Source organism: Corynebacterium sp. HMSC077D03 (assembly GCF_001808545.1).
Lineage (GTDB): Bacteria > Actinomycetota > Actinomycetes > Mycobacteriales > Mycobacteriaceae > Corynebacterium > Corynebacterium simulans.
In genome coordinates this window covers 1-20,558 of sequence record NZ_KV793701.1, presented here as the reverse complement: position 1 = coordinate 20,558, position 20,558 = coordinate 1, and the positions used below count along the sequence as shown (strand labels likewise).

General features: G+C 57.9%; 21 protein-coding genes. 16 read left to right on the top strand and 5 right to left on the bottom strand.

From position 1 onward, the window contains the following. Positions 1-38 precede the first annotated feature (38 nt). The 9 genes from HMPREF2888_RS09770 to HMPREF2888_RS12900 all read left to right on the top strand — a co-directional run bounded on the left by HMPREF2888_RS09770 (position 39) and on the right by HMPREF2888_RS12900 (position 9,034). Positions 39-404, top strand: a complete 366-nt coding sequence (locus tag HMPREF2888_RS09770; protein WP_061925232.1) for a DUF5318 family protein — start codon at positions 39-41, stop codon at positions 402-404. 78 nt (positions 405-482) lie between these two features. Next, complete coding sequence (locus HMPREF2888_RS09765; protein WP_061925229.1) at positions 483-2,726, top strand: transglycosylase domain-containing protein; 2,244 nt, start codon at positions 483-485, stop codon at positions 2,724-2,726. A 9-nt stretch (positions 2,727-2,735) separates the two neighbouring features. Further along, positions 2,736-4,226 (top strand): glycosyltransferase family 87 protein, encoded by a 1,491-nt coding sequence (locus HMPREF2888_RS09760; RefSeq protein WP_061925226.1) that lies wholly within the window; start codon positions 2,736-2,738, stop codon positions 4,224-4,226. Then, positions 4,227-4,415: a hypothetical protein gene (locus tag HMPREF2888_RS09755; protein ID WP_061925223.1), complete on the top strand. Its 189-nt coding sequence runs from the start codon at positions 4,227-4,229 to the stop codon at positions 4,413-4,415. Between the two features lie 200 nt (positions 4,416-4,615). Beyond that, on the top strand, positions 4,616-4,906 hold the full coding sequence (rpsF, locus tag HMPREF2888_RS09750) for a 30S ribosomal protein S6 (protein WP_179294269.1): 291 nt from the start codon (positions 4,616-4,618) through the stop codon (positions 4,904-4,906). Between the two features lie 55 nt (positions 4,907-4,961). Continuing rightward, a complete protein-coding gene (locus HMPREF2888_RS09745; RefSeq protein ID WP_061925217.1) occupies positions 4,962-5,525 on the top strand; it encodes a single-stranded DNA-binding protein in 564 nt (187 codons plus the stop codon). A gap of 48 nt (positions 5,526-5,573) precedes the next feature. Continuing rightward, positions 5,574-6,026, top strand: coding sequence for a 50S ribosomal protein L9 (rplI, locus tag HMPREF2888_RS09740; protein ID WP_061925214.1), 453 nt, complete (start codon positions 5,574-5,576; stop codon positions 6,024-6,026). Between the two features lie 568 nt (positions 6,027-6,594). After that, entirely contained in the window at positions 6,595-8,034 is a 1,440-nt protein-coding gene (gene dnaB / locus HMPREF2888_RS09735; RefSeq protein WP_061925212.1) for a replicative DNA helicase, read from the top strand. Then, positions 8,027-9,034 carry an alpha/beta hydrolase fold domain-containing protein gene (locus tag HMPREF2888_RS12900; RefSeq protein WP_082778667.1) on the top strand — a complete coding sequence of 336 codons (1,008 nt, stop codon included), beginning with the start codon at positions 8,027-8,029 and terminating at the stop codon, positions 9,032-9,034. Before dnaB ends, HMPREF2888_RS12900 begins: the two co-directional genes overlap by 8 nt. Here HMPREF2888_RS12900 and HMPREF2888_RS09730 read toward each other — a convergent pair. Genes HMPREF2888_RS09730 through HMPREF2888_RS09715 form a run of 4 tightly spaced genes read right to left on the bottom strand, consistent with a single transcriptional unit; the run spans position 8,958 to position 13,432 of the window. Further along, positions 8,958-9,536, bottom strand: a complete 579-nt coding sequence (locus HMPREF2888_RS09730) for a VanZ family protein (protein WP_061925209.1) — start codon at positions 9,534-9,536, stop codon at positions 8,958-8,960. The genes HMPREF2888_RS12900 and HMPREF2888_RS09730 overlap by 77 nt on opposite strands. A gap of 2 nt (positions 9,537-9,538) precedes the next feature. Beyond that, positions 9,539-10,876 carry an MFS transporter gene (locus tag HMPREF2888_RS09725; RefSeq protein WP_061925206.1) on the bottom strand — a complete coding sequence of 446 codons (1,338 nt, stop codon included), beginning with the start codon at positions 10,874-10,876 and terminating at the stop codon, positions 9,539-9,541. Between the two features lie 45 nt (positions 10,877-10,921). Next, positions 10,922-13,186, bottom strand: a complete 2,265-nt coding sequence (locus HMPREF2888_RS09720) for a heavy metal translocating P-type ATPase (RefSeq protein ID WP_061925204.1) — start codon at positions 13,184-13,186, stop codon at positions 10,922-10,924. Positions 13,187-13,228: 42 nt separating this feature from the next. Beyond that, positions 13,229-13,432, bottom strand: a complete 204-nt coding sequence (locus HMPREF2888_RS09715) for a heavy-metal-associated domain-containing protein (RefSeq protein WP_061925201.1) — start codon at positions 13,430-13,432, stop codon at positions 13,229-13,231. A 129-nt stretch (positions 13,433-13,561) separates the two neighbouring features. Here HMPREF2888_RS09715 and trxA point away from each other — a divergent pair, with 129 nt between their 5' ends. After that, the gene (gene trxA / locus HMPREF2888_RS09710; protein ID WP_061925198.1) at positions 13,562-13,936 is read left to right on the top strand and encodes a thioredoxin; all 375 of its coding nucleotides are present in this window, start codon (positions 13,562-13,564) and stop codon (positions 13,934-13,936) included. 147 nt (positions 13,937-14,083) lie between these two features. After that, a complete protein-coding gene (locus tag HMPREF2888_RS09705) occupies positions 14,084-14,827 on the top strand; it encodes a PspA/IM30 family protein (RefSeq protein ID WP_061925196.1) in 744 nt (247 codons plus the stop codon). A 104-nt stretch (positions 14,828-14,931) separates the two neighbouring features. On the opposite strand, the gene HMPREF2888_RS09700 is transcribed toward HMPREF2888_RS09705, so the two are convergent. After that, entirely contained in the window at positions 14,932-16,110 is a 1,179-nt protein-coding gene (locus tag HMPREF2888_RS09700; RefSeq protein ID WP_061925192.1) for an NYN domain-containing protein, read from the bottom strand. A gap of 214 nt (positions 16,111-16,324) precedes the next feature. Here HMPREF2888_RS09700 and HMPREF2888_RS09695 point away from each other — a divergent pair, with 214 nt between their 5' ends. The 5 genes from HMPREF2888_RS09695 to HMPREF2888_RS09675 are packed head-to-tail and all read left to right on the top strand — an operon-like array spanning position 16,325 to position 20,333. Next, positions 16,325-16,699: a GntR family transcriptional regulator gene (locus tag HMPREF2888_RS09695; RefSeq protein ID WP_061925189.1), complete on the top strand. Its 375-nt coding sequence runs from the start codon at positions 16,325-16,327 to the stop codon at positions 16,697-16,699. Then, the gene (locus HMPREF2888_RS09690; RefSeq protein ID WP_070518707.1) at positions 16,696-17,574 is read left to right on the top strand and encodes an ATP-binding cassette domain-containing protein; all 879 of its coding nucleotides are present in this window, start codon (positions 16,696-16,698) and stop codon (positions 17,572-17,574) included. Before HMPREF2888_RS09695 ends, HMPREF2888_RS09690 begins: the two co-directional genes overlap by 4 nt. After that, complete coding sequence (locus tag HMPREF2888_RS09685) at positions 17,567-18,505, top strand: hypothetical protein (RefSeq protein WP_070518706.1); 939 nt, start codon at positions 17,567-17,569, stop codon at positions 18,503-18,505. Before HMPREF2888_RS09690 ends, HMPREF2888_RS09685 begins: the two co-directional genes overlap by 8 nt. Continuing rightward, positions 18,502-19,338, top strand: a complete 837-nt coding sequence (locus tag HMPREF2888_RS09680; protein WP_201040776.1) for an AAA family ATPase — start codon at positions 18,502-18,504, stop codon at positions 19,336-19,338. Before HMPREF2888_RS09685 ends, HMPREF2888_RS09680 begins: the two co-directional genes overlap by 4 nt. Beyond that, positions 19,335-20,333, top strand: coding sequence for a hypothetical protein (locus HMPREF2888_RS09675; protein ID WP_061925181.1), 999 nt, complete (start codon positions 19,335-19,337; stop codon positions 20,331-20,333). Before HMPREF2888_RS09680 ends, HMPREF2888_RS09675 begins: the two co-directional genes overlap by 4 nt. The last annotated feature ends 225 nt before the right edge of the window (positions 20,334-20,558 follow it).

The following is a 20,558-nucleotide window of genomic DNA, read 5'->3' as shown; positions in this document are numbered from 1 at the left end:
CTTCAGGCCTGGATCTAGGAAAGGAGGATAGGACCACTGTGGCGGTTTCTTTCAAACACGTGATCTCCCACGAGTGGGAGCGTGCGCAGCACCTGCGCAAATATCGAGCGGGCCTTATAGAAAAGGACGCGCTTTGCGACGCCGACTTTCTCCTCCGCGCAGCAGCCAAGCACCATGGCATCGACATGGTGCGCAAATGTCCTCTCTGCGGGGAGGCGATGCGCCTTACTAAATGGGTCTATGGCGAGGCGTTAGGGCGGCGTGCCGGCAGCGCGCGCAGCGATGAGGAAATCGCAGAATTCGTCGCCGAAGGCATCGAATTTACGGTTCATAAAGTCGAAGTTTGTACGGCGTGCCGGTGGAATCACCTATTGGCGGCGGCGACGGCCTATGATGAAGGTTAGTTTTTGGCTCGGCCGTTGTGGCCGGTAAGCTGCATTTATTTAAGAAAATCTGCCCATGATTGACGAGGACACGAAGCAGTGACCGAAAAGGAATCCGCCCAACAGAGAGCTGGGCGTCATAGTAAAAAATCTACGAACCAGCGCAAACGACGTCGCTGGCCCTGGATTGTTTTGATCGTTGCCTTGGTGCTCGTGGTTGTGCCCGCAGCTCTCTTCGGCTACGCCTACTCCCAATACACGGTCCCGGATCCAAAGGACCTTCAGGCCAACCAGGTTTCGACCATTGTTGCTGGTGACGGAAACACCCAGCTGGCTAAGTTGGTGCCGCCGGAAGGCAACCGCACGCAGGTCAAGCTGGAAGAAGTCCCTGATTACGTAGAAGATTCCGTGCTTTCGGCCGAGGACCGCGAGTTCTGGACCAACTCGGGCTTTTCCTTTACCGGCTTAGGCCGCGCAGTCTTGGGAAAGCTCACCGGTGACTCCACCGCGGGTGGTGGCTCCACCATTACCCAGCAGTATGTGAAAAACACTCTGGTGGGTGACGAGTACTCCTATGTCCGTAAGATTCGTGAGCTCATCTACTCCATCAAGATGACCAACGAATGGTCTAAGGAAGACATCCTGCAGGCCTACCTGAATACGGTCTACTTCGGACGTAATGCTTATGGCATCCAGGCTGCTTCGAACGCCTACTTCAACAAGGACGCAAAGGATCTCACCGTGGAAGAGGGCGCCATGTTGGCCGGCCTTATCCAGTCTCCTTCCGTTCTTGATCCGCGCGTTGATGAGGAAAGCTCCAAGGCGCGTTGGAACTATGTTCTCGATGGTTTGGTAGAGATGGGCGATCTCAACGCCACCGAGCGTAAGGGAATGCAGTTCCCGCAGACTCGTGATCCTTCCGAGTACTCCGCATACACCGAGGCGCCGGGCGCTTTTGGCCACATCAAGAATCAGGTCATCGCCGAACTCGAGCGCGTCGGTATCACTGAGGATCAGGTGGCAACCGGTGGTCTGAAGATCACCACCACCATCGATATGAACGTGCAGAACGCCTCCACCGATGCGGTGGATGGTCAGCTGGCTTCCCTGCAGGAAGACGCACGTGCTGCTGCCGTCACCATTGACCCGGCAACCGGCGGTATCCGCGGCTACTTCGGCGGCAACGAGGCAACTGGTTGGGACTACGCAAATGCGGGTCTGCAGACCGGCTCCACCTTCAAGATCTTCACTCTTGCGGCAGCACTGCAGCAGGGCATTGGCTTGGATACCTATTACTCCTCGGCTCCTTATCAGCTGCCTGGTTCCCAGGTGGTTACCAACGTCGATGGTGGCTGCGGCAGCTGCTCCATCGCTGAGGCGTTGAAGAAATCCTACAATACCTCCTTCCTCCGCCTGCAGGACGATCTGGAAAACCGTACGCAGGACACCGCAGACATGGCGCATGCTCTGGGTATTGCAAAGTCGCTGCCGGGCATCGATAAGACCCTGAGCGAGAAGGGCGGGACTCCGTTCGAGGGTGTTGTGCTGGGCCAGTACCAGTCCCGTCCGCTGGATATGGCTAGCGCTATGGCCACTTTGACCAACGGTGGCGTTTGGCACCAGCCTCACTTCGTTCAGAAGGTGGAGACCACCGGCGGCGAGGTTCTCTACGAGTTCGATGACAAGGGTGGCGAGCGCCGTGTTTCCGCGAACGTTGCCAACAATGTCTTGAAGGCAATGCTCCCGGTCGCAGGTTGGTCCAACGGTGCTCTGGCCGGCGGCCGTGAGTCCGCTTCCAAGACCGGTACCACGCAGCTGGGCGATACCGGCAACAACAAGGACGCTTGGATGGTTGGCTCCACCCCGCAGCTAGCAACCGCCGTGTGGGTTGGTACCGCTGACAACACCTCTGCCATCTTCAACTCCTATGGCGGAATCATGTACGGCTCGAACTCCCCGACTCAGATTTGGAAGCAGATTCTGGATACCTCGCTGGCTAACGCTGAGTACAAGTCCTTCCCGCAGGCTTACCCCGTCCGTTACGGTAGCGGTAGCTGGGGTTCGGGTTACACCGGCTCCTACGACTCTTCCTATAACTCCGGTACCGCTGGCGGCGACAGCAACACCGCTCCGGAACAGGACGCTCAGGCACCTACTCCGGCACCAGAGGAACAGGCCCAGCAGCCGGCGCCTTCGCCGGAACAGCAGCAAGGCCAGCCGGGTCAGCCGGGACAGGGTCAGCAGGGCCGTCCGGCACCGCCTAATCAGCCGGCGCAAGATGTCCCGTCGATTGAGGACATCATTAGCGGCCAAGGCGATTTGGCCGATCTGCTTAATCAATAGGAGATCAGCGTGACTGATAGGGCCCTTCGTAAGGTGAAGTCGGTGGCGCAAGCTCGCCCCGCTTCACCTGTTGCCCCCGCATCACCCGCCGCCACGGATAAGGCAGCGGCGGAAAATACTGGACTCGTTCCGCTTTCGTCGGAGCCTTTTGCGCACGATGTCGTCGAGTTCTTCGGAGGGCCGAAGGGTCGTTTCGCATATTCGGGCAAGAAGCAATGGTTTAGCCCCCTGCGCGCCCTCATCGCGGTGGCTTGGATGTTTCTGGTATTCGGCTTTCTCAGCAAGGCCACTTGCGCGGGCAGCCGCACTTCTGCAGAAGGGCTCATTTCGCTGAACTGGGATGGCAACCGTCAGTACACCTCGTTCTGCTACAACGACATCATCCCGCTCTACGGTGGCCGCGGCCTCGACCAGGGTGGCTTCCCTTATGCCTTTTCGTGGCAGGAGGGTGACCTCACCCGCTACATGGAATACCCAGTCTTGGCCGGGATGTTTCAGGGAATCATGGGTTGGCTCTCGCGCACTACCTACCCGGTGGGCCACTGGTTTGGCATCGCCGAATCCGGTTGGTACTTCGGGCTCACCGCACTGGTGATGTCGTGCATCTGGGTCGTTACCGTCTACATGGTCTTCCGCCTGACCGGAAACCGGGCGTGGGACACCGTACTGATGGCGGCCAGCCCACTGGTAGTCATCCATGGATTTACCAACTGGGACATCCCCTCCATCGCTTTCATGGTGGGCGCACTTCTCGCCGTAACCCGTGGCAAGAATTGGCTCGCCGGAATCCTGATTGGTTGCGGTACTGCGTTCAAGCTGTGGCCACTATTCATGCTGGGCGCGTTCTTAGTGCTGGCAGTGCGAAACAAGAAGTGGGCGCCGTTAGGCGCAATGCTCGGCGGCACGGTGATCTCCTGGCTCGTGGTCAACGTCCCTGTGGCAGTAAAGTACCCGGAGGCTTGGCACGAGTTCTTCCGCTTGAACGAGGAACGTGGCGCGGAGTGGACCACCATCTATGCTGTGCTTAACCGCGTGACGGGAATTGAGTTCAGCCCGGAATTCCTCAACGCCTTCACCCTGCCCGCCTTCCTCATCGCATGCGCGGTCATTGGAGTCTTCGGACTGCGGGTGGCACGTACGCCGCGCGTGGCCGAGCTAATCTACCTCATTTTGATGGCCTTCTTGTTGGTGAACAAGGTTTGGTCCCCGCAGTATTCGCTATGGTTGGTGGTCCCGGTTCTGTTGGCCCTGCCGCGTTGGCGTTTGCTGATGAGCTGGATGCTTGTCGACGCCCTGGTGTGGCCGGTTCTCATGTGGCACATGCTGGGGGAGGAGAACAAGGGCATCGGGCATGAGCTGCTCGATATCATGGTCATCGCCCGCGACGGCTTCATCATCGTCATTGGTGTGCTCGTCGTGCGCCAGATGCTGGGCAAGAGCGTCGATAAAGTCCGCGCGGCACACGCAGGCCGCGATCCGCTAGTAGGGGAGTTTGCCTAAATGGGTATCACAATCGTGGGAATCGTTTCGATCGTCCTCGGGTTCTTCTGCGTCATGGCTGCTTACTATCTCTATCAGCGCAGCGATGACCGCCGTTGGCCCATCTTGCTTGGCCTGCTGGCGCTTTTGTTTCTGACGGTGATTCCAGCCGGCAGTGCGATCTTCTTCGCCACCACCATGCGGAGCTAGGTGCGAGCCGCGCGCACGGGCGTTCGTGTGCTTGGTTACAGACTGTAAGTCCTCAGCGGAAATATCCCGTTGAGGATTTCTTTTTGGCCGGTCAATGCGCTATTGTGGTGGGGTTGCTTGACGCAACGTACCCTCCTGCCATATCCGCAAAGGTGATATGGCCGAAAACAATTACTAGACCATAGGAGGTGATGAGGTCCGTGCGTCACTACGAAGTCATGATTATTCTGGATCCTAACCAGGATGAGCGCACCGTATCCCCGTCCCTAGACAAGTTCCTGGAAGTTGTCCGCAAGGACGGCGGCAAGGTTGAAAACGTTGATGTATGGGGCAAGCGTCGTCTTGCTTACGCCATCAACAAGAAGGAAGAGGGCATCTACGCCGTCGTTACCCTTGAGTGCGAGTCCGCATCGGTGCTCGAGCTTGACCGCCGCCTGAACCTGAACGACACCATCCTGCGTACCAAGGTTCTGCGCACCGACAGCAAATAGCGGATACTGGTTTCAGAGTTTTAAGAATCCACGTAACCGATAAGGAGAACAGACCATGGCACAGGGAGATACCCCAATCACCGTTGTTGGCAACGTAGTTGCTGACCCGGAGCTTCGCTTCACCCCAGCGGGTGCGGCTGTAGCAAACTTCCGCGTTGCTTCCACCCCTCGTCGCTTCAATTCGCAGACGAATCAGTGGGAGGATGGCGAAGCCATGTTCCTGACTTGCAACGTGTGGCGCCAAGCCGCAGAAAACGTTGCAGAGACTTTGACCAAGGGCATGCGAGTCATTGTTAATGGCCGCCTCCGCCAGCGTTCTTACCAGAACCGCGAGGGCGAAAACCGCACTGTCTTTGAGGTTGAGGTCGACGAAGTTGGCCCATCCCTGCGCTACGCTTCCGCTCAGGTCACCCGCAAGTCCGCCAATGGCGGCAATGGTGGTGGCAACTACGGCGGCCAGCAGCAGAACCAGGGCGGCAACAACTTTGGCGGCGGCAACCAGGGTGGCTTTGGTGGAAACCAGAGCGCTCCGCAGCAGTCAGCTCCTTCTAATGATCCGTGGAATTCTGCACCACAAGCCGGCAGCTTCGGCGGTGCAGACGCTGAACCCCCGTTCTAAACACTGTCAAACGCAATTATTAACTAACTCAATTGAAAGGCAGGGATCATGAAGCTGATCCTCACCGCTGCCGTTGAGAACCTCGGCGCCCCAGGCGAAATTGTTGAGGTCAAGAACGGCTACGGACGTAACTACCTGCTTCCTCGCGGCCTGGCTATCGTTGCCACCCGCGGTGCTGAGAAGCAGATCGAGGGCATCAAGCGCGCCCAGGAAGCTCGCGCAATCCGCGACCTGGATCACGCACGCGAGGTCCGCAACCAGCTCGAGCAGCTCTCCGGCGTTCAGGTTGTAATGAAGACTTCTGAAAACGGCAAGCTTTTCGGCTCCGTTTCTGCAGACGACATCGTTTCCGCTATTGAGGCCGCTGGCGGCCCGAAGCTGGACAAGCGCATCGTCGTTCTGCCAAAGGGCCTGGTCAAGAAGACCGGCAACTACCAGGTCGAGCTGAAGCTGCACGCTGATGTTCTCGGCAAGGTGAACTTCTCGGTCGTCGCTGCCTAAAACTGATTTAAGGCGCACGACGGTTTCCATGCCCGAAGCATGGAAACCACAATGACAACAGCAACGCAGTTGGTCCTTGGGGCCTGCCATGTGAGGTGGCAAGCCCCAGGGGCCTTTTGCGCGTTTTAGGCACGATTTCACCCGCCTGTGGACAACTGTGGATAACTTTCCAAATCTGTGGATAACTTTTGTCAAGTGGAAGCTGCTTTTACCGCTCGTTAATCCGCGGGTAAAAGCGTTAATACGCAGGTAAATGCGGTTGTCCACTGGTTTTGTGTACATTTTCACATTGGCAAAAACACCACCTGACCTGCGCTTATAGTAATCGCAGGTCAGTGGCTTGAAGGAGTTATCCACAGGTCCTAACAGCAGTTCTGGGACAAAAGTACGCACTCACCTGGGAATTGCACAAGTGCCTGTGGAAAACTTTCGTTTTATACCCAAGCGAAGCGCGTGGAGGGGCGAAAATTGTATGTCTATCCCCTGCATTAGACTTAGAGCTCGAAAGAGTAGCCGAGGGGAGATATGCCGCCTAGCGGCCGCAAAAATATGGTGGGATGGATTGTCTATGACTAATGCAAGCTTTGATGACTCTGACTACGTACCGCCAGAGGCGCCCGATGTGCCGGAGGTAGAAGATCGCCCCTACCGCGGCAAGCGCAGGGATGACGTTAAGCGCTATGGCGAGTTCCGCCAGCCGCCTTCAGATAGGGAAGCGGAGCAAGGCGTCTTGGGCGCTATGCTCCTTAGCCCGAATACGGTTATGGAAGTCATTGAGGAGCTCGAACCAGATGACTTTTATTACCCAGCGCATGCGTTGATTTACCAGGCTATGGTCGATCTTTATGCCGCCGGCACTGACATTGACGCGGTCATCGTGGCCTCCCGTCTAGACCGCTATAACAATCTGGAGCGCGTGGGTGGTGCGCCCTATTTGCACACCCTTTTGGCCACCGTGCCTACTGCAGCGAATGCTCGCTACTATGCGGAAATCGTTGCGGAAAAGGCAGTTCTGCGCAAGCTTGTTGACGCAGGTACGCGAGTTGTTCAGCTGGGTTTTGAAGGCGCCGAAGATGCAGAAATCGAGTCTGTCTTGGATCGTGCCCAGCAAGAAGTGTTTGCGGTGGCGCAGAAGAAGACAACCGAGGATTATCAAGTTCTTGGAAAGCTTATCGATCCAACCATTGACGAGCTCGCGATGCTGCAGCAAAACGGTGGCTTGGAGGCCGGCGTACCAACTGGCTTCATTGACTTGGACAAGCTCACCAATGGTCTGCGTGCAGGGCAGATGATCATTGTCGCGGCGCGTCCTGGTGTTGGTAAGTCGACGCTGGCCATGGACTTCATGCGTTCGGCTTCGTTGCAGCATGGCAAGACTTCCGTAATCTTCTCCCTCGAGATGTCTGCCTCTGAGATCGTGATGCGTTTGCTCTCGGCTGAGGCGGAGGTAAAGCTAACCGATATGCGCGGTGGCCGCGTTTCCACTGAAGACTGGGCCAAGATCGACCAGACGCTCAACCGCATCCAAGACGCGTCACTGTTCATCGATGATTCTCCGAACCTCACCATGATGGAGATTCGCTCCAAGGCCCGCCGCCTCAAGCAACAACATGGTTTGGACCTCATCGTGCTTGACTATATGCAGCTGATGTCTTCCGGCAAGAAGGTTGAATCCCGTCAGCAAGAGGTCTCGGAATTCTCCCGACAGCTTAAGCTTTTGGCCAAGGAGCTCGAGGTGCCGCTGATTGCTATTTCCCAGCTGAACCGTGGCCCGGAGTCCCGCACTGACAAGAAGCCGCAGCTTGCTGACCTTCGTGAGTCGGGCTCGCTGGAGCAGGACGCCGATATGGTTATGCTGCTTTACCGCCCAGACTCCCAGGACCGGGATGACCCACGAGCCGGCGAGGCTGACATCATTCTGGCTAAGCACCGTGGTGGTCCTATCGATACAATCCAGGTTGCGCACCAGCTGCACTACTCCAAGTTCGTCAACATGGCACATGGCTAATAGCCTGCCGCACCCTCAGAATAGGCAACCGGTGTCGCATATCCGCGGCTTAGCGATTTCCGGCGCCTTTGCCGCGGCCGTTATGGCATTGAGCCTCAGTGGCGTTGGTTGTTCCGGCACCCCAGCGCCTGAAGGAGGCACGGGGCAGCCCACGTCGGCGCCCGTGATGCCCACTAAACCCTCTCCGCAGGTAAATGCCCAGAAGTTTGTTTATGGCCATCAACACCCGCGACAACATGGATACTTGGTGACGCCCAAGAAGCTTTCACCTGCGAAAAAGATCCCTTTAGTGGTTTTCTTCCATGGTGGTGGATGGCAAGAAAAGTCTACTGCGCGCTCTGCGGCACCCGTGGTCAACGACCTAGCCCAACACGGAGTTGCAGTGTGGAACGTGGAATACCGTGGCGTGACTTTGAACGCGAAGGATGCGCCTGGTGGGTGGCCAATGACGTACAACGACGTTGCGGCGGCTATTGACTTCATTCCGCAGCTCGCGCATGAATCACGCATCCCCCTCGACATCAGCAATGTCGTTGTTGCTGGTTATTCAGCGGGCGGCAACCTTTCGACGTGGGCTTGTTCGCGTCCGGCGCTGCCGGCAAAGGCACCTGGTGCCGCACCAAAGTTCCGCGTAGATAAATGCGTGGGTATTGCCGGTGTTTATGACATGCACCTGGCCTTTAGACAGCACGATAAGTTTGTGCGCACGCTTCTAGGTGGTACGCCGCGCCAAGTGCCGCAGCGTTATTTCGAAGCTTCACCTGCGGACAATGTCAACGACAAAGCCCGCATCGTGGTGCTCCACGGTAAAAATGACAAGACCGTCAACGCCGACGAGGTCAAATACTTCATGGCTCGAGCACGTGCGCATGGACTCAGCATTGAGACGGTGCTCCTCGATGACGCGGAGCATTATTCGTGGTCTAAGCCGGAAGGGCCGCAGTGGAAAGCTGCGCGGAAAGCGATTCTTCAGCAGATCCATACAGAGACAAATCCTTGACCTTTGCAGGATCACCTAGGCGCGGGCCGAGTACTACGAGCACGATAAATACTGCGGTCGTGGCGATGGCCAACCATTGCCAGAAGGCGTGCAATCTTTTTCCGAGCTGTTGCGCGAACCAGGCGCCGAAGAATGCACCCAGGGTGTTGAAGAAGAGATCATCGATGTCGGTGCGCCCTAGCGAAAAGACGTATTGGATGGTCTCGACTAGGGCAGAGAAGACAAGACCCCAGATCGTTGCCTTGAGTTTCGAGCCCACCTGCACGTAGAGCAGTATTCCAAGTGGGACGAAGAATGCGAAGTTACCGCCGTATTCAAACGCGGGCTTGAACCAGCTGCCGGAGAACAGATCATCCAGCGGCATCAGACGCAGCTCCCTGGCGCGTTGATTGTCCGGATTCCAGAGATAGCCGATCTGGAAGAAGGCTTTCAGGGTGGTCAGTGACAAAATGACCGTGCAATATCCACCCAGAGCAACGGCAGCGCGCAAGCGTGCTTTCATCTCTATACCAGGGCCTTTCCCCGTTGTTCCGGAAGTAAGAATGCGGCAATTGTTGCCACGGCGAATGCGGCGGCGAAGATGGCAAAAAGCCAGGGCTTACCGCCGTGCGAGACTACCACTGGCACCATCAATGGAGCGAGAATGGAAGCAAGCCGGCCGAAGCCCGCGGCGGCACCCGTTCCCGCGCCGCGGAGGTGGGTGGGATAGAGCTCTGGGCCGATGGCGTAAAGCGCACCCCAGGCTCCCAAGTTGAAGAAGGACAACAGGCAACCTGCCACGAGAATCAAGGTCGTGGTGGATGCAAAACCATACATTCCTGCTGCACAGGCGGAACCGATTAGGAACGCGGCGAGCGTTGGGCGTCGGCCCCAGGATTCAATAAGCCAGGCTGCAGCGGCGTAGCCGGGCAGCTGGGCAAGCGTGATGATTAACGTGAAGCTGAAGGATTTAACCAGGCTGAACCCATCGGCTACGAGGAGTGAAGGAATCCAGATGAACGCGCCGTAGTAGCTCAAGTTCACACAAAACCAGATGCTCCAGAACGCGGCGGTCCGCCGGCGCAGTGATGCCGACCAAATGCTAGTCGAGGTGATGTCTTCCTCCCCGTAGGTCGGTGGGGTAACGGCAGAAGATTGAGGTTTGCCCTCGGATCTGGCCGCTGCTTCGAAGGAGGCCACCGCCTCTTCTGCCTCCGCGTGCCGGCCTTTGGATTCCAAGAAACGCACCGATTCGGGCAGACGGAGGCGCACGAACAGGGCGTAGATGGCAGGTGCCATTCCCAGCGCCAAGGCCCAGCGCCAGCCGCTAGGCGACGCCCCGACTACAAAGGTGCCAATGAGCGCTGCGAGCACCCAGCCCACTGCCCAGAAAGCCTCAAGTATGACCACCATGCGTCCACGCACTTTAAGCGGGGAGAACTCGGAAATGAGCGTTGATGCCACCGGCAGTTCTGCGCCTAAACCGAGGCCGACGATAAAGCGCAGGATAAGGAGCATCGTCAATCCGGTCGAGAGGGCTGATGCGCCGGTGGCCAAACCGTAGACCAGCAGGGTTAGCGCGAATACTTGGCGGCGCCCAATCTTATCGGCGAGCAATCCTCCAAAGGTCGCGCCGAGTGCCATGCCCACGAAGCCGATTGAAGCCAGCCAAGAGGATTCGGTAGGGCTAATGCCCCAGTGGGTTGCCAAAGCTGCCATGACGAAAGAGATGAGTCCGACATCCATGGCATCGAGTGCCCAGCCGATCCCTGAGCCGGCTAACAGCTTCTTGTGCTTCTTAGTAACAGGCAGGCGGTCGAGACGCTCCGCGCGTGAAATATGGCCTTGGTTGATTGTCCGCATACAAGGGCACTATAGCTTGGTCCAGCTCTGTGTGCTGGGAAAATGCTAGGAAGATTGGAAGTTGCGCAGACGCAGTGAGTTGCTGACAACGAACACCGAGCTAAAGGCCATAGCGATGCCGGCGAAAAGCGGGTTGAGTAGGCCCAATGCAGCCACTGGGATGAGCAGTACGTTGTAGGCGAAAGCCCAAAACAGGTTCCCCTTGATGATTCGTAGGGTGCGGCGCGAGAGCCGGATGGCGTCGGCTGCGGAGCGCAGATCGCTGTTCATCAAGGTGATATCGGATGCTTCAATCGCCACGTCGGTGCCAGCCCCCATGGCTAGGCCGAGGTCTGCCTGGGCAAGGGCTGCTGCGTCGTTGACGCCGTCACCCACCATGGCAACGGTCTTTCCCTCCTCCTGCAGGTGCCTAATTACCGCCACCTTGCCGGACGGCAGCACCCCTGCGGTTACGTCCGCGTTGGCGATGCCCACGGCCTTGGCGACGGCGCGCGCTGCTCCTTCGTTGTCACCGGTTAGAAGATGTGGGGTAAGGCCGAGTTCGCGGAGCTTGGCGACGGCCGCGGCAGACGTCGGCTTCACCGTATCGCGAACATCGATGATTCCAGCGAGCGTATCGTCCACGTAGACGGCGACCGGGGTTGCACCCTCGGCCTCCGCGGCCTGGAAGGTGGCGGCGAGCTCGCCGCGTGCTGCTTGCTCACCCTCTATGCGTCCGACGCGCACGCGGTGTCCGTCTACTGTGCCCTCGACGCCTTGGCCTGCCACGGAATGGAAGTCGCTTGCGGGCTCAATGCGGCCTGCCTGCGGCAGATCTTGGGCTGCTGAAACGATGGCCTTGGCAATCGGATGTTCAGAACCTGCTTCCACCGCCGCTGCGAGCAGGAGAAGCCTGCTTTCTGCTGTAGAGCCTCCCATTTGCTGTGCGAGATGCACACGTGCGACGGTCATTTTGCCCTCGGTGATGGTGCCGGTTTTGTCCATGACGATGGTGTCTACCTTCTTGGTGGACTCGAGGACCTCAGGGCCTTTGATGAGAAGCCCCAGCTGCGCGCCACGGCCAGTGCCCACCAAAATGGCAGTCGGAGTTGCAAGGCCCATTGCACAGGGGCAGGCGATGATGAGTACAGCGACCGCAGCGATGAAGGCTGGTGCGACGCCGTCCCCAAAGATCAAGTGCGCGAGCAGCGTTAGGGCGGCAATGATGATGACCACGGGCACGAAGACCTGTGCAATCTTGTCCACCAGGCGCTGGACTGGGGCCTTGGAAGCCTGGGCGTCGGTGACCAGCTTGGCCATTTGTGCGAGCGTGGTATCCGCGCCGACCTTGGTGGCGCGGACTTCTAAGCGGCCGGCGGAGTTTAACGTGGCGCCGGTAACGTGGTCACCCGCCTTGACTTCCACGGGCATTGACTCGCCTGTCAGCATGGACTCGTCTACGGCGGAGGCGCCGGCTTCCACGACGCCGTCGGTGGCTATCTTCTCGCCAGGACGAACGACGAATACGTCTCCTACCTGGAGCTGTGTGATGGGCACGCGTTTTTCCGCGCCGTCGACAAGCAGCGTAGCGTCCTTGGCGCCCATCCCCAGAAGCGTGCGCAGCGCCTCCGAGGATTGGCCCTTGGCTTTGACCTCAAACCAACGGCCCAACAGCAAGAATGTGATGACCATGCCCACCGATTCCAGATAGATGTGATCCATCTGTGCGTGGTTGGACATCAGCTCCATGTGCATCTTCATCCCAGGCTGGCCAGCGGTGCCGAAGAACATGGCATACAGCGACCAAAAATAGGCCGCGGTGGTTCCTATGGAAATCAGCGTGTCCATGGTGAAGGAGCCGTGACGAAGGTTTGCCCACGTCGCCTTGTGGAAAGGTGCGCCGCCGAAGATATAGACGATGGTCGCCAGAATTGCGGCCGCCCATTGCCAGTTGTCGAACTGCAGGCTGGGCAGCATGGAAACCAGCATTACCGGTGTGGAAAGCGCGGCTGAGATGAGGGTGCGGCGCAGTAGATCACGGGACTCCTGGGCGCGCGCGGCCGCGGTGGGATCTGAGCCATCCTCGGGGTCTTCCGCATCGGAAGAATCATCGCCCATAGTGAAAGCGTTGTAGCCGGCGCCGCGAACTACCTCAATGAGGGATTCGGGGTTTGCAGTGGCCGGGTCGTAGTCAATGGCGGCGGTCTCGGTGGCGAAGTTGACGTTGGCCGTTACTCCGTCGACCTTGTTGAGCTTGCGCTGCACGCGCGACGAGCACGAGGTGCACGTCATGCCGGAAACGCCAAGATCTAGGTGGGCGAGATTAGTCATGGTTTTAAGAGGGAAGAGTGAATCAGGAAGGGGAAGAGTGAATTAGGCCTTGACCTTGTAGCCTGCCTCTGCAACGGCGGCGACAACCTGCTCGTCGGTGAAGCCCTCGCCCTCGACGGTGACGGCGCCGGTGGTGTGGTCTGCGCTAACGGAGCTGACGCCGGCGATTTCGCCGACCTCTTCACGTACCGACATTTCGCAGTGTCCGCAGGTCATGCCCTCTACGGTGTAGTTCTTTACGCTCATTGTTTTTCCTTTCTTTGGGTACAACCCGACCGTATACCCCCAGGGGGTATATTGCAATAGTGCGCTAAGGAATAACACTCAGTCATGTACCGTTGATAGGAAAGACCCCGAAAAGCAGGAGAGATTTATATGGCAACTATCGACGTAACTGAAGAGACCTTTGAGCAGACCGTGTCCGGTGAGGGCATTACTCTCGTAGACGCTTGGGCTGATTGGTGCGGCCCGTGCAAGCGCTTCGCGCCGGTATTTGAGAAGGCTTCCGAGGAGCACCCAGACGCGACCTTCGCCAAGCTCGACACCGAGGCAAACCAAGGCCTTTCCGCAGCGCTGCAGATTCAGTCCATTCCTACCCTGATGATCTTCCGCGACGGCATCCTGGTCTTCCGCGAGGCGGGTGCATTGCCACCAGCAGCCCTCGAGGATGTGATCAAGCAGGTTAAGGAGCTCGACATGGAGGACGTTCGCCGTCAGGTTGAAGAGCAGAACGCGCAAAGCGAGAGCTAGGAAGGCAGCGGGTTCGGCGCATAGCGCTTTATCCCCCACCCTCAAGCTCTTTTCTCGGACGCTTTCTAGCTAGTCCGGCTAAACTCGCTAGAAAGCGTCCTTTTTATTGGGACCTTCCCTTATTTCCACACGCAAGGAGTTAGTTCAATGGCGAATCCATTCAGCAAAGGCTGGAAGTACGTAATGGCCTCTTTCGATCAGAAGATCGATGAGAACGCCGACCCTAAGGTGCAAATTCAGCAGGCTGTGGACGGTGCCAAGGAACAACACCGCAAGATCTCCGAGCATGCGGCGGAAATCATCGGTCACAAGAACCAGCTCGAGCTGCAGATCAACCGCCTGCTCAAGCAGCAGGAGGATTACCAAAACCAGACGCGCCGCGCCCTCGAGCTAGCAGATAAGGCGGATGACCCGCAGTCTGCTTCCGAGTACAACCAGGCTGCCGAGGTTGTAGCCTCTCAGCTGGTTGCTGTGGAACATGAGCTGGAGAACGTAAAGACTCAACACGCCGCTGCCGCTCAGGCTGCAGAGCAGGCTAAGGCTCAGCAGCAGCAGTCCGAGGCGCGCCTGAAGGAGCAGCTGGCACAGGTCGACGAGCTCATGGCGCAGGCTGATCAGGCTGCGATGCAGGAGCAAAACGCCAAGGTCGTGCAGTCCATGGACGAACTGCAGGCGGATGACTCCGTGCCTACACTAGATTCTGTGCGCGCAAAGATTGAAAAGCGCTATACCGATGCACTGGGTGCGCAGGAGCTGCACCAGGCTTCCGGCGGCAGCCGTATTCAGGAAATCACCGCGGCCGGCAATGACATGAAGGCAACCTCCCGTCTGGAGGGGATCCGCGCCGAGATGGCTAAGCAGAAAGAGCTAGGCTCCGGTGAGCAGAAGTAGCCACTAAGGCTTTTAAGGCAGAAATAGAAAAGAGGCGGCCACCTCCTTCTTTCCTCAACGCTGAGGGAGCTGAAGGGGTGGCCGCCTCCTTTTAGGCGAGGAGGTTAGCTTTCCTCGCGGCGGATGGCGATGAGGACGCCACGAATGCCGGAGTGGAAGCCATCGCGCAGATTGACGCGTTGGGATTCGCTCAGCGTGTACTCGTGCAGAGTTTCACAGGCAAACTGCAGCAGCGGGCGGTCGATCTCCGGCGGCAGGCCGCCGCCCGAGAGTAGGTGTGCTTGGTCGCGTTGCTCGGCGTTGGCGGCATTCTCGAACCACCAGGAGGCGTATTGCTGGCCGACGTCGAATGGCGACTGGAAGCCTGCAGAGGTCCAGACCTCCTCGGGTAGTGGCACGTACTTGGAGCGCAGCTTGCGGCGCGGAGCCATCATGGACGGCTTCGGTGCAGCTGGCTTCGGAGTCTCGGCTGCGCTTTGCGTTTCGTCGGTGGAATCCGTAGCTGGGGGCTGCGGTGCCTGCGTGTTCTCGGCCGCAGGCTTGGTTTCGGCAGTTTCACCCGAGCCCGCTGTGGTGGCCGTCTGTGGCGCGAGGTCGGCAGGGGAGGGGCTGGGCTTCGGCGCTGAGGTAAACGCTGCTTCTGCCTCGGAAGGCTCGCATTCGTCCTCTACTTGAGGCACCTGCGGCAGTTCTTCGTCGCTGTTGTGAGGCTCGCGGATGGTGGGTGGCAGTGGGCCTTCCAGGACCTGCAGCTCCATTGCATCGGCGAAATCTTCGCGCGGATCGAGGATGGTCGTGGTGTCACAAGCGTGGCGCAGGGCGGAGGACATGGAGTCCCAGCCAAAGCCGTAGAGGTGCACGCGCACGCCCGCGTTTACGGCTTCTTGTACGCCCGGGATCATGTCGGCGTCACCGGAAACCAAAACAAAGTCGGTGACTTGCTGCTTCATTGCAGCGAGAATCATGTCGGCAACGAGGCGGGTATCGACTGCCTTTTGGGTGCGGCGCTCGCCCCACTCGATGAGCTGGCCGGTGCGAAGCTGCACGCCATCACAGGTGCGCAGTGCGCGCTGGTAGCGGTGTGGGCCAGTGTCTGGGATTCCGTCGTACCAGTACTGGCGGTGAATGCGGTTTCCGAGCTGGTTCTCCACCATGGAACCGAGATTATTTACGACCTCTGGGAGGTCAATTTCTAGTTGCGCGCGAGCTCCGGTTTCCCATGAGTTATAAAAGCTCGCAAGCAGGTAAGACGTGTCAACGAAGACAAGTGTTCGTTCAAGCATGGCTCCTAAGTTCCGTTCCTAATAGTTCTAAATAAATTTGCTTTGGGATCCAGTGTGCCCCATTAGTCACTAAACGTCGATGCCTTGGGGGGAATTGGCAGGTCAGACGGTCTAGAAAAGTTTTGCTCTTGCGTAAACCTAAAATCCGAGGTACTTGTTTAGTTAGTTAGTTGAGTAACTAACCAGTTGAGCAAGCGAGGAGGTGCAGGCGTACATGGATAACTCAACGCAGCCGTTATTCAGACAGATCGCCGCGCTAATTGAGGACTCCATCGTGGAAGGTGGCCTGGAAGAAGGAGCGCAGGCGCCTTCGACGAATGAGCTAGCCGCCTTCCACAACATCAACCCCGCCACGGCGCGAAAGGGGATCACTTTGTTGACCGAACTCGGAATTCTAGAAAAACGCCGCGGCATCGGCATGTTCGTGGCGCCGGGCGCTACCGAGAAAATCCGCCAGCGGCGCCGCAATGACTTCGCCGCCGAATACGTCGCCCCCCTCGTCGATGAGGCCGTCCGCCTTGGGTATACGCGCGAGCAATTACAAGAACTTGTCCACCGTGTCGCAGAAAGCAGAGGACTCTACTCATGACCGCACACACCGCGAACACCGCGAACACCGCAAATGCTGCAATCACTGCAAACACCGTTGTAACCGCGCAGGGTGTTTCCAAGTCTTTCTCCCGCAAGACCGTCCTGGACGGCGTCAATATTCAGCTGGCGGAAGGCCGCATCTACGGGCTCGTTGGCCGCAACGGCACAGGCAAGTCCACGCTGCTTTCGCTGCTGGCCGGGCAGGCGCGTTACAAGGGAAAAATTGAGGTCTTCGGACAAGCGCCTTTCGATAACGCCGAGGTGATGGATCAGGTGGTCTTCGCTGGCGTGGACACCGCCTACCCGCGTTCCTGGAAGTTTGGCGCGATTGTGAAGGTTGCAGCCCAGCGCTACCCCCACTGGCAGCAGGAGGTGGCGGAGCATCTCATCGAGGTCTTCAACCTCGATCTGAGCACGCGCCACGGCTCGGCTTCCCGCGGCCAGCGTTCCATGCTGGCCATTGTCATTGCTCTCGCGGCGCGTGCACCGTTAACTCTGCTGGATGAGCCTTACCTGGGTCTCGATGCCTATAACCATGAGGCCTTCTATCGTGAGCTCCTCGCTGAGCTGGAGGCGCATCCGCGCACGGTGGTGTTGGCGACCCACGATCTGCACGCGACTTCGCAAGTGGTCGACAGCTACCTAGTGCTGCGCGACGGCGTTGTCCGCACTTTTGATGCCGCCCTGCTTGACGACGCCCTCGTTGAAGTCGCCGTTACCGGGTCCCTACCCGCAGAGCTGAAAGAGGCGGCGCTCGCTAAGGAGACCGTGGGTGGCAATACCCGCGTCATCGTGGAGCGCGGCGTCGCCCAAGGCAAGCCGGTCAACTTGGAAGATGCAGTGAAGCTCGCGATGGGAGGGCTCGATGTTTAAACCCATGTTTAGCCTGTTTTGGCACCACATCACCGACTATTGGTGGCACTGTCTCGCCGCGGTGGTACTGATTGTAGTTTTTCCCTCGGCGCGGTTCTGGACAGACTTCCCCCTAGTTTCGCAGGTTATGTACTCGTGCTTGGGTCTCAATTTGGCCGTTGCACTCTTGGTCCCTTTTCCGGCATTCAAGGCCTTTGGCTACCGGCGCGCGGATTTCCTTCGTTTGAATATTCCCCTCGCGGTGCTCGTGGTCGGAGTCATTGCCGTGTTCAATATTGGTGTTATCCCACTGCCGCAAGCGCTGGGAATCACCGGGCTAGTCGCACTTTTCGTCGTTTGGTATTTATACAAGCAAATCCGTGATAAAGATCGTGAGCGCAAGCGCACCGCCGTTAAAGATTCGAAGGGCTCGCGGTGGAAAATCATACTATCCACTGCCGTCATCGTTGGCGGCCTGCTCTTCGCTTGGCAGAAGTTGCTTCCCGGCGTATTCCCTTCAGTGCGGGATCCATTTATTTGGGCAATTCCCGTCCTCTTTGGCGCCCTTGGTAGCAGCTGGCTCTTTGGCGACGACCTTTACATGTGGCAGGCATTCGGGCGCACGCGCCGCTCCTGGCGCCGCCACAACCTAGGCACGGGCTTGCTCGGTTTGGTGTGCGTGCTTGCACTAAGTGGGCTGCTTGCGCCCGCGGATCTCTTCGTGAATGTAGGACTTTATGTCCTGTTCTTTGTGTTGTGCAATGCGAGTTTGTGGTTGGGCCTCGTTGGAGTGATAGGAGGAATGAGCCTTCTCGGGTTTATTCGGGGCGTGGAAATGTCGCAGCCTACCGGCGCGATCGTATGCGTAGTCTGCATCGTCCTTGTTTTGCCCGTTCATTACTTTTACCCGCTGTACGCAAATACCCAACGTATCCCGGAGTGGTCGAAATGATTAAAGCCGAAAACCTAGCTATGCAAAATGCTCCGGCGCTGTCTTTCGCGCTCGAAGATAACCTGACCCACGGCCTGGTGGGCCCCAATGGAGTGGGCAAGACGACGCTGCTGCGCATGATCGCAGGCCAGCTCAAGTCGGAGGGGTTGAAAGTCTTTGGGGAGCGCCCCTTTGACAACCAGAAGATCATGGATCGCATCATCCTGATGGGCATCGATAACCCGCTTTTCGATGGCTGGAACGTGGACAAGCTCTTCCGCATTGGCAAGGCGCGGTGGAAGACCTGGAACCAGGAGCGGGCTGAAGAACTTGCCGCGCAATTTGCGCTCCCGAAGAAGAACTACTCCGGCTTGTCCCGCGGCCAGAAGTCCGCGATGGGCTTTATCTTCGCCGTAGCTTCCGGCTGCGAGTTGATGCTGCTGGATGAGCCCTACCTGGGACTCGACGTCGATAAGCGTCAGCGCTTTCTTGAGGTCCTCCGGAAGGAACAGGGCAAACGCACGATTGTGGTGTCCACCCATCATCTCGATGAGATTGAGGGCTACCTCGACACGGTGCTTTTGCTTGGCGAAGCCCCCTTGTCTGGCCCCATTGAAAGCCTCGTCGACTGCATCGTGGCGGTGACGGGCCCTGCGGAACAAGTAGATAGGGCGCTGGGGCGCCTACAGTTGCCGGTATTGGCCCGCCATTCCTCGGTCCACGCAGAGCGTGTGCTTATCGACGCCCGCCCCAACTTCGCCGAGTGCGTCTTCGATCAGGCGGCAGAATTCGGGCTACGCGCGCAGGAAGTCACCCTGGAAGAGGCGGTGCTGGCGCTAGGAGGTGCACAATGAAACTCTTCTTCGGCACGCTCAATTGGAGCAGCTCGTTGGTCACGATATTCCTGCTGTCCGGAATTTTCCTGCTTCGCGGAATTGAAGACCCGCTGATTACTGTATTCGCCCTCGTCGCACTTTGGGCGGAGACTTTTGCGACTGAACCAGACAAGGCCAAAGCACAGGCGCTGGGCCTTAGCACCGCGGTTACAACTCGCTATGGGCGAATCGTAGCGGTAATGCCAGCCCTAATTGCTGGTGTCATCAGCATCTATTTGCGATGGTGGTTCGCCCTCGTCATAACGGCGCTAATTCTCGCGTGGAAGCTGACCTGTTGGAAGGCCAAAGCCAAAACCATGACGGTCGAAGACCTTCTAGCGGATACTCCAGGCAATGATAGCTTTGGACACTTCCCAGCAAGCCTTGAAGGTCAGTTGGTCTACCGCCCGTTGGTTCGCGGTTGGGTCATCGGCTGGGTGGTCCTGGGTATCGCAGCGGTGGCGAACGCCTTCATCAGCAGCACATGGCCTGAGAACGGACCGAATATCGGAAACATGCTGATGACAATGGGCATCTTGGCGATGGCAACTGTTGTGCAACACCTAGATTCTTTGGCCAACTTCGTCACGCTTGGCGGCAGCCAAAGTACTTGGGCGCGACATGTCATCATCGCAAGCTTGGTCAGTCCGGCGGCGAGCCTCCTTGGCGTTGGGCTTAGCTGGCTGATTGTGGGTAAACCTATTTGGCTCATTGCAGCATTCGGCTTCCTGGTGCCCGCTCTCGTTGTCTCGCTTGAATTGTGTTCGTGGAAGACCGTCTACATGCCGGTGCTGATTGCCGCTGCAACGGCAGCCATCTTCGTGTTGCGAATGAAGGAGATGCTCGACGGGGTGCCAATGATGCTCGCGGCGGCCGTTACGTACGTGCTGTGGGCGGTGCTGCTGCCCGCCAACGTGCGACGGGTGAATCCATACGCCTCAGGCCTTAAAAAATGGCTAGGTATAAAGACCTAAAAAGTTGTGTTTACCTGCGGATTTGTAAAGTTTCAAAGTGGTGTGTAACTTTATGTGAGTCAGCGCGACCGACAGTGCCCCACAGTCACCCAGTGACTGGCTGAAGCGGCGATAGGAAAACAGGCCCTGACAAAAACAAATTTTTTGCTCATAATGAGCTGTCACTATTCAAATGGTGCCTGTTCGTTGTGTGGCGATGATGTCTGAGAACTCAATAGTGTGCCA